Below are 13,394 nucleotides of genomic sequence, written 5' to 3' on the forward strand. Positions count from 1 at the left end.
GCGCCGCTCCTACAGGGGCCAGCCGACTACAGGCCCAGCTCGCCCAGGCCCGGGTGATCGTCCGGACGCCGCCCTTGCGGCCAGTGGAACTTGCGCTCGCCGGCGGCGATGGGACGGTCGTTGATGCTGGCGATGCGCAGCGCCATGCGGCCGTCGTCGGCGAATTCCCAGTTCTCGTTGCCGTAGCTGCGGTACCACTGCCCCGAATCGTCGCGCCATTCGTAGGCGAAGCGCACCGCGATGCGGTGGCCGTCGTGCGCCCACAGTTCCTTGATCAGCCGGTACTCCAGTTCGCGGCTCCACTTGCGCTGCAGGAACGCGGCGACCGCCTCGCGGCCCTCGACGAACTCGGCGCGATTGCGCCAGCGGGTGTCGGCGGTATAGGCCTGGGCGACGCGCTCGGGATCGCGCGAGTTCCAGGCGTCCTCGGCCAGGCGCACCTTGTGCGCGGCGGTGTCGCGGGTGAACGGGGGCAGCGGCGGACGCGGTTCCATGGGGGCTCCTGGTCGATGTAGACAGATTTGTCTACCTGCACGCTACGCCTTGTAGACGAAGCTGTCTACATCGATGGCGCACGTAGACGAACCGGTCTACCATCGGGCCATGCCTGCCCGCACCGCCGACCGCCGTACCGCCCAATCCGGCGCCGCCGCGCCCGCAAGCGCGCGCGAGCGCATCCTGCAGACCGCGCACGACCTGTTCTATCTCGAAGGCGTCCGCGCCACCGGCATCGACCGGGTCATCGCCGAGTCGGGCGTGACCAAGGTGACGCTGTACCGGCACTACCCGAGCAAGAACGAGTTGATCCTGGCGTTCCTGGACTACCGCCACGAGCGCTGGATGGCCTGGTTCGACGCCGCCCTGCGCCGCTTCGGCGACGACCCGGCGGCCTTGGCGCCGACGCTGGCCGAATGGTTCGCGCATCCGCAGTTCCGCGGCTGCGCCTTCATCAATACCGTGGCCGAACTCGGGCCGGCGCTGCCGCAGGCGCTCGAGCGCGCGCGCGCGCACAAGCGCGCGATGCAGGCGCGCATCGCCGCGCTGCTGCCGGCGGGAGCGGCGCGCGAGACCCGCGCGCGCACGCTCGCGGTGGCGGTCGATGGCGCGATCGTGCGCGCGGCCTGCGATGGCGACGCCGCCGATGCGCTGGACGCCCTGCGCAGCGTGGTGGCGACGACGCTGGCGAAAAAGCCGCGCTGAGCGGCGCGTTCACTACGTTTCCCGCAAGCGCCGGCCGGCGCCGTCCGCGCCGGAATCCACGCGGGACTGCGCACGCACCCTTGCCGCAGGCGCCGACGCGCTTCCCGAAAAACGCCCTCGCGCGCATTCATCCGACCGCGTAGGCGCTTTTCGCGTGACCCTCGTTGCCACTTCACACAGGCTCCATACGCGCTTCGCCTTCGGCGGACACACTGCGGCGCAACACCCCCCAGCCGAGGTCCGCGCCATGCTCACCGATACCGCCCGTTTCGATTGCGACCTGGTCGTGGTCGGCGCCAGTTTCGCCGGCGCCGCCTGCGCGCTGGCGGCGGCGCGCGCCGGCCTGCGCGTGGTCGTGCTGGAACGCAAGCGCGATCCGGGCGACAAGCTGCGCACCACCGGCATCGTGGTCAAGGAAGCGGCCGAACAGACCTGGCTCAGCCGCGCCCCGGCCAGTTGCGTGCACCGGGTCGAGCGCGTGCGCCTGTATTCGCCGAACCTGCGCAGCATGGCGCTGAGCGCGCCGGGCTATTACTTCCTCACCACCGACACGCCGCGGCTGATGCGCTGGCTCGCGCAGGAGCTGCAACGCCACGGCGTCGACCTGCGCCTGGGCGCCTCGTTCACCCAGGCCGAACGCGACGAGGAAGGCTGGCGCGTCGAGGGCGTCGGCCGCGCGCGCTTCCTGGTCGGCGCCGACGGCGCCAAGTCGCGCGTGGCCGAACGCACCGGCCTGGGCCGCACCCACGAGTTCCTGTACGGAATCGAATACGAATTCCCCGGCGCATCGCTGCCCGAGTCCGGCGCCCTGCACTGCTTCGTCAGCAAGCGCTACGCGCCGGGCTACATCGGCTGGGTCGCGCAGAACCCGACCGGCGTGCAGGCCGGCCTGGCGCTGCGCCACGATCCCGAGCGCGCGCGCGTGCCCGACATCGACGGCTTCCTGGCGCGGGTGCGCGACGCGGTCGGCCTCGCCCCGGACCTGCAACCGGCCGCCACCCGCGCCGGGCTGATCCCCTGCGGCGGCCCGGTGTTCCCGCTGGCGCGCAACGGCGCGATGCTGACCGGCGACGCCGCCGGCATCGTCTCGCCGGTCACCGCCGGCGGCATCCATTCGGCCTGGGCGCACGGCGAAACCCTCGGCCAGGCCATCGCGCTGCACGCGCGCGGCGTCGGCCCCGCGCCGGAGTCCATCGCCGAAGACGCGGCCCCGCGCTTCCGCCGCAAGCGCGCGCTGCGCTGGGCCTTCGACCGGTTCCAGTTCGACTGGCCGTTCGACCTGCTGCTGAATTCCACGCCGCTGCGCTGGGCGGCCGAGCAGGTGTACTTCCACAAGCGCGGGATGAGCGAAGAAGAAATCCAGGCCGATGCGGCGCGCTCGCGGGCGTCGGAGCATTACTGAGCCACGGCGCGCCGTCGTCGTTCCTGTTCACCGTCGTTCCGGCGAAAGCCGGAATGACGGTGTATAGGCATTGCGGGCGCGCGGTTGCGCGTACGCGCAGGCCTAGACAGCCTGCGCGGCACCGCCGGCACAAGCTCAGGCCAGCTCGAACCGGTCGCCGTCCAGCATCGCCGGGAACCGCTGCCGGTGCGCGGCCAGTTCCGCCGCCTGCAGGGTCGTGGTGACCACCACTTCCTCGTCGGTGCATTCGCTGATCGGCTGGCCGAGGAAATCGATCACGGCGCTGTCGCCGGAATAATGCAGGCCGTTGCCGTCGGTGCCGACGCGGTTGAGGCCGGCGACGTAGCACAGGTTCTCGATCGCGCGCGCGCGCAACAGGGTCTTCCACGGATAGGCGCGCGCCGACGGCCAGTTGGCGACGTACAGCAGCAGGTCGTAGTCGAGCGCGCCGGCGCGCTCGACGTCGTAACGGTTGCGCGAGAACACCGGGAAGCGCAGGTCGTAGCAGACCAGCGGGCAGATCCGCCAGCCCTTCCATTCCACGCTGAGCCGGTCGCGGCCGGCGGCGTAGCGCTCGTGCTCCTTGGCGTAGCGGAACAGGTGGCGCTTGTCGTAAGTCTGCAGCGCGCCGTCGGGCGTGGCGAACAGCAGCCGGTTGAACACGCCTTCGTCGCTGCGCAGTTGCACGCTGCCGCAGACCGCGGCGCCCAGGCGCGCGGCCTGCTCGCGGATCCAGGCCACGGTCGGGCCGTCCATGGTCTCGGCGTTGCCGATGGCCTCGTTGCTGAAGCCGCTGGTGAAGGTCTCCGGCAGCAGCACCAGGTCGGTGATGCCCTGGGCCTGGCCGATCAACTCGCCGTAGTATTCGCGGTTGCCGGCGGGGTCGTGCCAGCGGGTGGCGCCTTGGATCAGGGTGATGCGCAGATCGTTCATGAGGGTCGGCCGGGCATACGTGCTGCCGGCATTATGACCCGCCACCGCGTCGTTGGCGCGCGACCCGCGCCGCGAATGGCGTACGCCGGCGCCCTATTCCCAGAACCGGTAGTCATAAGCGAATGCCCGGCGCCAGGCGTCCGCCGCCGGATCAGCCATGATCCGGCGCGCGTCGCCGAAGCGGCGCTCGCGCTCGCGCAAGGCCGCGGCGATGTCCGAGCGGTCGACCGCTTCGATCAGGTGGCCGTCGATGAACACCAACTCGCGCAGGCGCATATAGTTCCAGGCCGGTGGCGAGCCGCGGCCGGGCCGCTCGCAGGCGTCGCCGTCGCCGATCAACAGCCCGCCGCCGAAATCCAAGAGCAGGCCGAGCCCCGAGTAGCAGCTGCTGAAGCCCCGCTCGCGGTCGCAGCGCGGCGCCACGCCGTTGATCGCCGGCCCGGCGCCCAGACGCGGTTTTTTCGCCGACGGCGCGGACACGGCATGGTCCAGCATCAGCTCGTCGAGCCACAGCCGCGCGTCGACGCGGTAATGCACCAGCCAGCCGCGATCGAGCGCGGTGTAGTTGCGGACCGGCTCCAGGCCGTGTGCGAACGGATCGAACAGCGCGCCGCCGGCCCAGCAGACCAAGTCGCAGGCGGCGCCCTCGAACAGGACTTGGTCGCTCAGCTGCTGGGTCATGGCCGACGGCCACGCGCGGGAAGCGCGCGCTGCCGCAGGCCGCGCGGCGCGGACGCCTTCACGGCGGCGCACCACGGCAACGCGGTTGCCCGCCCATCGCGCTTCGGCGCCGTCGCCGCGCGCGTCAAGCCGCAGCCGCGCCGCGAGGCGTCACGATGCCGGTGAAATCGACCGGAATGGCGAACCCTTCCAGTTGCATCCGCGGCGTCGGTTGCTCCTCCACCTGGATGTCGAAATCGCGGGTCAGCAGCGCGCAGAACAGCACCAGTTGCGCATGCCCGACGGAACTGCCGATGCAGGCGCGCGAGGAGAAACCGAACGGCACGAACGCGCCCTTGTTGGACTGCCGGCGCGAGGCCAGCCAGCGGTCCGGATCGAACACATCCGGCGCGTCCCAGTAATGCGGGCAATGGTGCTGGTAGTACGAGGAAATCTCGTACGCGCCGCCTTTCTTGACCCGGATGCCGTCCACTTCGATGTCGTGGAACGCCGGGCGGCGCAGCGCGAACAACCCGGGCCACACGCGGATGGTTTCCTTGATGAAGCGCGCCGTGCACGGCAGCTCCTTCATCGGCAGCGCGCACAGCGCGTCCACGCTCAGCGCGGTGGTCTCCGCGCGGATGCGTTCGCGCCACTCGGGAAAGCGGTACATCGCGTACGCCAGACTGGCCGCGGTGATCCCGGGCAGGCCCGACATGCCCGCCAGCACCACCGACACCAGGTAGGCGACCCGGTCGGTGCCGATACGCTCGGCCAACGGCAACAGCGACTGCAGGAAATCCTCGCGGCTGCCGCCGTCGCGCAGCCGCTGCCGGATCTGCCGGCTCACTGCGCGCGCGGCCCTGCGCGAGCGGCCGAAGTCCACGATCCGCTGCCAGGGCGAGAAGTCCTGCAGGACGATGCCGTTGTAGCGGGCCTTCTGCTCGCCGATCAGCGCGGCGGTGTCGGCCTCGCCCAGGCCGTCGATCAGCATCGGCAGCAGCGATTGCGAGATGGTCCACCAGCTCAGTTCGCTGAGGTTGCGCACCGAGCCGGCGCGCTGCGCCAGGAATGCCTGCATGCGCGAGTAGAGGCCGCGCAGGTGCTCGGGTTCCGAGAGCCGCCCGGACTGTTCGATCAGCACGGTGCGCACCACGCTCCAGGCGAGCGGATCCTTGGATTTGCGCAGCCCCAGGAAATCGATCAGCGAGTCCGGCACGCTGAGCCGGTCGGTATTGGCCTTGTCGACCTTGACCGCCAACACCGGGTCGAAGATGCCGACCACATCGTCCTGGAACTCGAGCACCGGTCCTTCCTGGCCGACGCGCCCGAGCAGATGGTCGATGGAAATCGTTTCCGCGTTCGTCGTGCGTTGCGTCATCGAGCCTCCAAAGACCAGGGATGGTCTGCGACCATCCCTGGCGCTACTACGAAGTACGCGGAGCTTTGTCGCTTAGAACAAGATCCAGTAGATGTACTTGGAGCGGATGCTCTGGGTCGAATTGTTGGCACGCATGTTCAGCGACACCTGCACGGCACGGATCAGATTGCTCACGTTACGACTCCTTTTCGTTTCGTGGTTGTTCCGATGAAGCCAAGCCTCAAGGCCTGGCGCTTGAGTTCTAGCATGCGGCCTTTCCGGCGATTGCTAATAAATCGTTAATGCCGCCAGACGCCAAACAAGATCAAGTCCGCGGCCGCGTCTGCGTGTTTCGCCGTCCGCGGCGCCGACGAAAACCGGACCGACGGCCGCAATGCTCCGCGGCCGATCGCCGCCACCCTCGCCCGCTTCGCCACCCCACAAACGAAAACGCCGCCGGAGTCCGGCGGCGTTCGCGCATGCGCTGCAGGGCGGCCGGTCAGCCGACCCGGATGTCCAGCATCGGCACGTTGACCTTCGGCAGCAGCCGCTGGGTGAACAGCTTGTCCTGGTAGTACTTGATCTTGTCGCACTTCACCGGGTGCGGGATGCCTTCGTACAGGAACACCTCGGCGTCGAAGCCCATCGCCTTGAGTTCCTGCGGCAGCATCAGCGCGCGGCGCTCTTCGGACTCGCTGCGCGAGACCTCCTTGCCGCGGGTGACGTTGGTCTTGCGCACCGTGGTGTAGCCGAGCATCTCGGAGTAGTCGTTGGCGTCCTGCTGCTCGCGCGGGGCGTAGATGATCTGCAGCGCGTGGTTGGTGATGATGGTGCGCGAGACGTCCTTGCCGTAGGTCGCATCGAGCTGCGACATGCTCTGGATGATCGGCAGCAGGCGGATGTTGTAGCCGGCCATGTACGACACCGCCGCGGCGATGATGTCGACCTTGCCGATGGAGGTGAACTCGTCCATCAGCAACAGGCACTGGTGCTTCAGTTCCTTGTTGTTCTGCGGCAGCTCGCGGGTGTTGAGGTTGATGATCTGGCTGAAGAACAGGTTCACGATCAGCCGGCTCTCGGCCAGCTTGTTCGGCTGGATGCCGACGTAGATCGTCATCTTCTTCTTGCGCACGTCGGTCAGCAGGAAGTCGTCGGCCGAGGTGGCCGCGTCCAGCACCGGGTTGATCCAGGGGTTCAGCGGTTCCTTGAACGTGCCCAGGATCGAGGCGAAGGTCTCGTCGGCCTGCGACAGCATGTTGGCGAACGCGGACTTGGCGTTGGCGCTCAGGAACGGACGCTCCGACAGGCCCTTGAGGAACGGCTTGAGCTCGCTCTTGCCGTCGCCGGAGGACAGCCGGTAGACCGCGCCGATGGTCGGCTGGGTCGCGAACGGGAAGCCGACCTTCTGCGCGTCGTCGTAGGCCTCGAACAGGTACAGGGTGAAGGCCATGAACGCGTTGCGCGCCTGGCTGATCCAGAACTTCTGGTCGTCGGAACCGTCCGGATAGAGCATCGCGGCGATGCTCATGAGGTCGGAGACGCGGAACGCCGGGTCGCTGGACACGTAGGTCAGCGGGTTCCAGCGATGGGTGCGGCGGTCTTCGGCGAAGGGGTTGAACAGGAAGATCTCCTGGCCCTGCTGCGCGCGCCAGCCGCTGGTCAGGTCGAAGTTCTCCTGCTTGATGTCCAGCACCACCATCGAACCCTGGTAGTTGAGCAGGTTCGGGATGACGATGCCCACGCCCTTGCCCGAACGGGTCGGCGCGGCCAGGATCACGAACTGCTGGCCGCTGAGCTGGACCAGCTTGCCGTTGTACTTGCCGACCACGACCGAGGTCGGAGTCGACTTGAACATGTCCTTCTTGTCGAGGTCGCCGGCGGTGGCGAAGCGCGCGTCGCCGTGCATGGACTGCTTCTTGGGCATGAACAGCAGGTACAGCAGGCCCAGGTACAACAGCACGGGGAAGCCGAAGCCGAGCAGGCCGCCGGCCTTGATCTTGCCGGCGTAGGGCTTGACCTGCGGCAGGTCGAGCGCCTTGAGGTACTGCAGATAGGTGTCCCAGGCCAGCGGCGCCTGCAGCTTGAGCAGCATCAGCGTCAGATAGCCCGACAGGTACAGTCCCGCGACTGCGGTCGCCAGCAGCGCCACGATGGCGCCAATCGCCTTCCCTTTCACGTTTTACTTCCTGCTTGATCCCCGAACCCGCTGTCGGTCAGCGTCGCTTCCGGCCTGTCCGGAGCCCGGAACGCTCCGCCGGGCGCGATTGCGCCATCATATCCGGCGAAAGGCTGCCGTTGGACAACAATTCCTTGAGGATCTCGTCGTCCATCCACTTCTGGGCGTCGCCCAGGGTCAGTTCCTGGCGCAGCTTGACCCCGGCCGAGGACATCACCGCATAGGCGTAGACGTCCTGCTGGTCGAACTCGGACTCGCGGGTCAGGGCGACGATCTGGAACTTGCCCTTGGTCTGGACGGTGTGGCGGTATTCGCTGGTGTTGCTCATCGGTCCTCCTGGGCCTGCGCGCCGGGCGGCGCGCTCAGTCGCGCTCGCGCGTCAATGCGCGCGCGGCCGCGGACTGCTGCGGTTGCTGCTCGTCGTTGTTGCGTTCCGGGTTCTGGCGCTGGCGCTCGTTGTCGCGCTCGCGCTCGGTCTGGCGCTGCTGGTCGCGCACGTCCTGCTCGCGCGCCAGTTGCGCGAACTGCTCGCTGCTGCGCTGCAGCGACTGCTGCGCGGCCTGCTCGGTGTCGACATAGCTGATCCGCCGGGTCGGCGAATCGGCGTCGCCCTCGATCGCGAACGCGCGCTTGCCGTCCTGGCTGAAGGCGACGCCGTCCACGCGCTGGCGCTCGCGGGTGGCCTCCAGCAGCAGCGCGCCGGCGAGGTTGTCGCGTTCGCCGGGGCTGAACTGGCGCGCCGCGTCCTGGCGGTCCAGGCACACGCGCACCTGCGAGAACAGGTCGTGCTGGGGGTGGCTGGGGCTGCTGAGCAGATTGCGCTGCTGCGCCCGGCGCACCTCGTCGAGGGTCTGCGAGGAGGCATCGATGCCGACCCGCAATTGTTGGTCCTGCGAATTCATCGTCGTCTCCCTGCCGGAGCGGCTCCGGTCGCGATACACGGCCGCCGCGGGCCCATCGAAGGCCCGCCTGCAGCCTACCCCTTTGCCGTGGCCATGGTCGAACCGGGGCGTCCGGCCATGCGCTTGGCGCTGTCGAGTCCGGGCAAGCGGCAGCGGCAGGCTCGATCTCCCTAGCGATCGAGCCTGCCGTGCCTACCCCGCCCTCGCGGACGAAGCCGGGACGTCCTTGTCGCGAACCCCGCAGAGACTTCGATGCCGTCCCTGGCCTGCGGGATCCTCTCGACCGATGCCGGCGCTCCACCTCCACCGAAGACGCGGTGCCGGTACCGGTCGAACTGCTGCGCCGCCGCGACGTCCGTGCCGGGCGATGCCTGCTTGCTGTCGCCGCGGCGGCGCATCCGCCGCCGCGGCCGAGCCGCCTCAGCCCAGCGTCATGCGCGGCGGCTGGTGCTGCTGGGTCTGCTGTTTTTCCTGTGCCGGCTGGTCGGCCTGGCGCGCCGGCGCGTCCTGGGCCAGGCGCTGGCTGGTCTGCTCCACGCTCTGGCTCATGGCCTGCTGCTTGTCGGCGTACACGCGGTGGTGGGCCGGGTCGTTCAAGCCGCCCTCCACCGCGAACACGCCGTTGCCGTTGACGTTCTGCACGACGTGGTTGATGTCCTTGAGCCCGCTCATGCGCGCCTCGTAGGTCAGCGTCGCGGCGGCGCGCTCGCGGTCCTGCGGCGTGCGGAAACCGGCGTCCGGGCCGAGCCGCTCCAGGCCTTCCAGCGCCTGCCGGTACATGCGGTTGTCGGGGTGGTTCGGATTGGAGATCAGCGAAGCCTCGTCGCCGCCGCGGCGCGGGCCGGCCTCGCGCAGCGCGTCCAGGGTGCGCGGGCCGGCGACGCCGTCCTCGCGCAGGCCGTTCTCGCGCTGGAAGCGCGCCACCGCCTGGCGGCTGCGTTCGCCGAAATCGCCGTCCGCCGCCAGCGGCCGGCCCTGGTCGTCGCGATAGCCCAGGCGGTTGAGGGTTTCCTGCATCGCGCGCACTTCGGCGCCGCGCTCGCCCTGGCGCAGCACGCCGTCGGCGCCGGCCGCGGCCGGCGGCGCGGCGCTGTGCCCGCCGTTGTTCTGCCCGCCGACGTGCTGGCGGCGGTTCCAGAAGTCTTCCGGATTGAGGTTGTTCCCCTGCGCGTCCTTCATCTGGTAATGGACGTGCTGGGCGTACTGCGCCTCGCCGTTCGGCCCGCGCCCGCCCATGGTGCCGATCGCGGTGCCCGGCTCGACCCGCTGGCCGACCACCACCGACTGGCTCTGGGTGTGCAGCAACTGGTGGCGGTTGCCTTCGCCGTCGACGATGGTGACGGTGCCGTAACGGCCGCCGACGAACTCCACCGTGCCCGCCACCGGCGAATGGATGGTCGGATGGGTCAGGTTGACCCCGGCCTGGCCGCCGACGTAGTTGAAGTCCGAGCCGCCGTGCGGCCCGTTGCCGCGATGCTCGCCGTAGTGGCCGGTGATGTGCGGCGCGCGTCCCTGCTGCGGCGGCAGGATGGTGTTCATGACGTCTTGGTAGGACATGTCGGCTCCTGGATTGCTGGAATGAGTGGCCGGTCGCGCCGGACGGGCTGTTCGAAGCGTTGCTGACCGAAGCGGGGTTCGTCAGCGCCGCCCGGTCACAGCGAGTCGTCGCGCATGCGGTACAAGGTCCAGCACTCGCCCTTGCGGAAGAAGAACGAGAGTTGGTAATCGGTATCGGGCTTGGCCAGCATCACTTGCTTGTCGCCGTTGAGCTCGGTCTGGCTCAGCACCAGCCCGTCGGCCTGCTGCTTCTCGCGGCTGGGCATCAACGGGAACGACAACGCGTCGCCGTCGAGCATCGCCACCACCGGCTTGGGCTCGGGATCGGCGTTGGCGTCGACGCTCTCGCTGCGCAGCGGCCGCTGGGTGAACGCGCGCTGCACATCGGCGCTGTCGGCGAACGCGGCCAGGAACGCGGCGAAGTCTTGCGACGGGCACGCCGTCGTCGCCGCGGCGGGCGCGGGCGCAGCGGACGCGGACGGTTTTTCCTGCGCGGCCGCCGCCGGCGGGCTGTTGGAGGCCATGTCGCAGCCGGCCAGCGCCAGCAACGCGGCCAGCGCCAGGATCCGGGACGAACGCGTAGTGGTGAATGTCATGCCTTGCTTCCTCGTTGGAACACTTCGATCACTGTCGCAGCCGAGCCGTCGACGTTCTGCGCACGACGGCACGTCGCCCGCATCGGCCGCCTGCCGCCCCGATCGCCGGGCCCTCCATGGCCACGACGTCCGGATCGCGCCATTGCCCGGCGCCCGCTGCTGCCTGTGCGGCGATCCCTCGCCCGGCCGTCCCTGGCCTGCCTTGCTTTGTTGGCCATCCATCGCCGGTCCCGATCCTGCCCGCCGTCCATGGCGGTCCTGCCTCGCCCAGCGTCCTTGTCGCGCGTGCTTGCCGCCTTCGTCCTTGTGGCGCCGTCCTGGCTGCCGTCTTCCTTAGTGGCGTCGTCCGTGTCGCCTCGTCCTTGTTGCCTCATCCATGTCGCGTCGTCCTTGATGCGTCGTCCCTGAGCGGTCGTCCTCGACCTGGCGTCCTGGCCCGCGATCCCTCGCCACGTCCTGCCTGGCGGCGCATCCTGCGCCGGCGCCGCGGCCTGGCCGGTCGGCGCCTTCGTCCTTGTTCCGGCCTGCGCCGCGTCCTCGCAGCGCAGGCCTCAACGCGAATCCGCGTTGTCCGCGAATCAGGCGGTCATCGTCTTGGTCGCGCGTTCCTGCGTCTGCTCCGGCGCGACCTTCGGCTGCTCCGGCACGTCCTGCTTGAGCTGCTGGCTGGAACGCTCCAGCGGCGTGTTCACCGCCTGCTCCTTGTCGGCGTGGACGCGGCGCGCGGCCGGGTCGTTCAACTCGCCCTGCACCGCGAACAAGCCGGTGCCGTTGGCGTTGGCGACGACGGCGTTGATGTTGGTCAGGCCGCTCACGCGCGCTTCGTAGGTCAAGGTGCCGGCGGCGCGCTCGAGTTCGGCGCGATCCTTGAACGCACCGGGGCCGAGCTTCTCCAGCCCTTCCACCGCCTGCTTGTACATGCCGTTGTCGCGGTTGGCCGGATCCGACAGCAGCGCGCCCTTCTCCGGCGGCGCCTTCTTCAGCGCGTCCAGGGTCTTGGGGCCGGCGACGCCGTCGTCGTCCAGGCCGTAGGCGCGCTGCGCCTGCTGCAGGGCGTGCTTGGTCGCGGCGCCGAAATCGCCGTCGGGCTTGAGCGGCTGGCCCTTGGCGTCGCGGAAGCCGAGTTCGTTCAAGCGCTCCTGCATCGCCTTGACCGCCGGGCCTTCCTCGCCCTGGCGCAGACGGCCGTCGGCCATCGCGTCGGCCGGCTTGGCCGGCGTCGCGGGCTTGTGCTCGCCGGGCTTGTGCTCGGGCAGCTCCGGCGCGCCGCGGCCTTCGGCCAGGGCGATGCCGCGACGCATGGTCGGGCCGTTGAACACCTTCGCCAGCTGCTCGGCGTAGTGCGGATCGGTGGCGTAGCCGGCCTTCTGCAGGGCCTTGGCTTCCTTCTCCAGGTTGCCCAGGGTGCCTTCCTCGAACAGGCCCGCGCGGGTGTAGCGGCCGTTCTCCTTGAGGAACTTCACCCGGTCGGTCAGGGCTTCGTCCATCGAGCCGTAGACGCGGAAGTCCTGGTCCTTCCAGACCTTCTTGCCGCCCTCGATCTCCCACACGTTGAAGGACTTGGTCGGGCCGTCCCAACCCTTGCTGTCCTTGATGTTGAAGATGTTGTTGGTGCCCGGCAGGACCTTCTCGCCCCAGCCGGTTTCCAACGCGGCCTGCGCCAGGATCAGTTCGGCCGACATGCCGGTCTGCTTGGATACGCGCACCGCGGCCGGGTACAGGTCGGCGATGAATTCTTCCTTATTGCCCATGGTCTAGCTCCTTGTCTGAAAGTGCGGGCGCGGCCTGCGGCCGGCGCCGTCGGAAATCGAAGGGAATGCGCTCAGCGGCTCAGGTCGGGCTTGAGCGTGGCGGTGAAATCGCTGCGCTGGTCGGGCGCGTCGAGTTGGAAATACTGGCCGGACACCACGAGGTTGCCGTTGTCCCAGCGCAGGTGCTTGCCGCCCTCGTCCACCCGCGCCGAATACGCGCCCTTGGCGCCCGGCACGACGACGTCGGCGCCGGCCTGCACCGCTCCGTCGGCGAGGTTGAGCTTGACCACGCGCAGCAGCGTCTGCGAAAGCGACTGCTCGGGCTGGGTGTCGGACTGCAGCAGTACGTACAGCGCATCGCCCTGGCGCAGGCAGTGGGTGGCGCGGCTCTGATAGGTGTCGCTGGGCAGGTCCAGCACGCGGGTCCAGATCGGCTTGCCCGAGGCCTGCGCCAGGTAGGCGACCGGACGCTGGTTCATGCCGTCCTCGTCGGTGGCGGTGCCGGCCACGCATTGCTTGTTGTCGCCGATCGACTCGGAGGCGTAGGAGGAAAAGCCTTGCGGAATTTCGGTGCTCATCGGTGCAGTGCTCGCAGGGGCGGTCGCGGTGGGCGCCGGGGGCGCGGGGGTCGACGCGGCGGGGGCCGCGGGTTCGGAACCGGCCGCGCCGTCGGCCTGCGCCATCGGCGAGGCGGGCGCGCCCGCCGGTTGGCGATCGCAGGCGGACAACCCCAGCGACAGCACGGTGGCGACGATCAGCGGGAAGGTGCGGTGGGTATTCATCGGCCGGTTCCAGACTTCGGTTGAAAGGCGAAACGACTTCGGTGTCGCGGTGGATCGGGGCGGGATGGTGCGCCC

The 13,394-nt window shown here is 69.3% G+C and carries 13 protein-coding genes; 2 read left to right on the forward strand and 11 right to left on the reverse strand.

Features of this window, described 5'->3' with window-relative positions; all coding sequences use genetic code 11:
* Nucleotides 1-26: 26 nt before the first annotated feature.
* The gene (locus BLV01_RS00915) at nt 27-494 is read right to left on the reverse strand and encodes a nuclear transport factor 2 family protein (RefSeq protein ID WP_091793232.1); all 468 of its coding nucleotides are present in this window, start codon (nt 492-494) and stop codon (nt 27-29) included.
* Nucleotides 495-603: 109 nt separating this feature from the next.
* Between BLV01_RS00915 and BLV01_RS00920 the strand changes: the two genes are divergently transcribed.
* Nucleotides 604-1,200 carry a TetR/AcrR family transcriptional regulator gene (locus tag BLV01_RS00920; RefSeq protein ID WP_091793234.1) on the forward strand — a complete coding sequence of 199 codons (597 nt, stop codon included), beginning with the start codon at nt 604-606 and terminating at the stop codon, nt 1,198-1,200.
* Nucleotides 1,201-1,447: 247 nt separating this feature from the next.
* Nucleotides 1,448-2,602, forward strand: a complete 1,155-nt coding sequence (locus tag BLV01_RS00925; RefSeq protein WP_091793236.1) for an NAD(P)/FAD-dependent oxidoreductase — start codon at nt 1,448-1,450, stop codon at nt 2,600-2,602.
* Between the two features lie 135 nt (nt 2,603-2,737).
* Here BLV01_RS00925 and BLV01_RS00930 read toward each other — a convergent pair whose 3' ends face one another.
* From BLV01_RS00930 to BLV01_RS00975, 10 genes are all read right to left on the reverse strand, one after another.
* Nucleotides 2,738-3,535 (reverse strand): amidohydrolase, encoded by a 798-nt coding sequence (locus BLV01_RS00930; RefSeq protein WP_091793238.1) that lies wholly within the window; start codon nt 3,533-3,535, stop codon nt 2,738-2,740.
* 93 nt (nt 3,536-3,628) lie between these two features.
* Complete coding sequence (locus BLV01_RS00935; protein WP_091793240.1) at nt 3,629-4,216, reverse strand: hypothetical protein; 588 nt, start codon at nt 4,214-4,216, stop codon at nt 3,629-3,631.
* Between the two features lie 124 nt (nt 4,217-4,340).
* Entirely contained in the window at nt 4,341-5,576 is a 1,236-nt protein-coding gene (locus BLV01_RS00940) for a cytochrome P450 (RefSeq protein ID WP_091793242.1), read from the reverse strand.
* Between the two features lie 478 nt (nt 5,577-6,054).
* The gene (locus BLV01_RS00945; RefSeq protein WP_254782502.1) at nt 6,055-7,716 is read right to left on the reverse strand and encodes a type IV secretory system conjugative DNA transfer family protein; all 1,662 of its coding nucleotides are present in this window, start codon (nt 7,714-7,716) and stop codon (nt 6,055-6,057) included.
* A 52-nt stretch (nt 7,717-7,768) separates the two neighbouring features.
* Nucleotides 7,769-8,059 carry a hypothetical protein gene (locus BLV01_RS00950; RefSeq protein ID WP_057947822.1) on the reverse strand — a complete coding sequence of 97 codons (291 nt, stop codon included), beginning with the start codon at nt 8,057-8,059 and terminating at the stop codon, nt 7,769-7,771.
* Nucleotides 8,060-8,093: 34 nt separating this feature from the next.
* Nucleotides 8,094-8,633 (reverse strand): XVIPCD domain-containing protein, encoded by a 540-nt coding sequence (locus BLV01_RS00955; protein WP_091793244.1) that lies wholly within the window; start codon nt 8,631-8,633, stop codon nt 8,094-8,096.
* A gap of 420 nt (nt 8,634-9,053) precedes the next feature.
* Nucleotides 9,054-10,190, reverse strand: coding sequence for an XVIPCD domain-containing protein (locus BLV01_RS00960; RefSeq protein WP_091793246.1), 1,137 nt, complete (start codon nt 10,188-10,190; stop codon nt 9,054-9,056).
* A gap of 95 nt (nt 10,191-10,285) precedes the next feature.
* Complete coding sequence (locus BLV01_RS00965; protein ID WP_091793248.1) at nt 10,286-10,786, reverse strand: hypothetical protein; 501 nt, start codon at nt 10,784-10,786, stop codon at nt 10,286-10,288.
* A 578-nt stretch (nt 10,787-11,364) separates the two neighbouring features.
* Nucleotides 11,365-12,537, reverse strand: a complete 1,173-nt coding sequence (locus BLV01_RS00970) for a glucosaminidase domain-containing protein (protein WP_091793250.1) — start codon at nt 12,535-12,537, stop codon at nt 11,365-11,367.
* A 71-nt stretch (nt 12,538-12,608) separates the two neighbouring features.
* Entirely contained in the window at nt 12,609-13,319 is a 711-nt protein-coding gene (locus tag BLV01_RS00975; protein ID WP_091793252.1) for a hypothetical protein, read from the reverse strand.
* Between the last annotated feature and the right edge of the window lie 75 nt (nt 13,320-13,394).

It is taken from the genome of Lysobacter sp. yr284 (genome assembly GCF_900107375.1).
Lineage (GTDB): Bacteria > Pseudomonadota > Gammaproteobacteria > Xanthomonadales > Xanthomonadaceae > Lysobacter.

Coding starts and splice junctions, on each gene's coding strand:
- BLV01_RS00915 (WP_091793232.1), bottom strand. CDS start 494: ATGGAACCGCGTCCGCCGCTGCCCCCGTTCACCCGCGACACCGCCGCG.
- BLV01_RS00920 (WP_091793234.1), top strand. CDS start 604: ATGCCTGCCCGCACCGCCGACCGCCGTACCGCCCAATCCGGCGCCGCC.
- BLV01_RS00925 (WP_091793236.1), top strand. CDS start 1,448: ATGCTCACCGATACCGCCCGTTTCGATTGCGACCTGGTCGTGGTCGGC.
- BLV01_RS00930 (WP_091793238.1), bottom strand. CDS start 3,535: ATGAACGATCTGCGCATCACCCTGATCCAAGGCGCCACCCGCTGGCAC.
- BLV01_RS00935 (WP_091793240.1), bottom strand. CDS start 4,216: ATGACCCAGCAGCTGAGCGACCAAGTCCTGTTCGAGGGCGCCGCCTGC.
- BLV01_RS00940 (WP_091793242.1), bottom strand. CDS start 5,576: ATGACGCAACGCACGACGAACGCGGAAACGATTTCCATCGACCATCTG.
- BLV01_RS00950 (WP_057947822.1), bottom strand. CDS start 8,059: ATGAGCAACACCAGCGAATACCGCCACACCGTCCAGACCAAGGGCAAG.
- BLV01_RS00955 (WP_091793244.1), bottom strand. CDS start 8,633: ATGAATTCGCAGGACCAACAATTGCGGGTCGGCATCGATGCCTCCTCG.
- BLV01_RS00960 (WP_091793246.1), bottom strand. CDS start 10,190: ATGTCCTACCAAGACGTCATGAACACCATCCTGCCGCCGCAGCAGGGA.
- BLV01_RS00965 (WP_091793248.1), bottom strand. CDS start 10,786: ATGACATTCACCACTACGCGTTCGTCCCGGATCCTGGCGCTGGCCGCG.
- BLV01_RS00970 (WP_091793250.1), bottom strand. CDS start 12,537: ATGGGCAATAAGGAAGAATTCATCGCCGACCTGTACCCGGCCGCGGTG.
- BLV01_RS00975 (WP_091793252.1), bottom strand. CDS start 13,319: ATGAATACCCACCGCACCTTCCCGCTGATCGTCGCCACCGTGCTGTCG.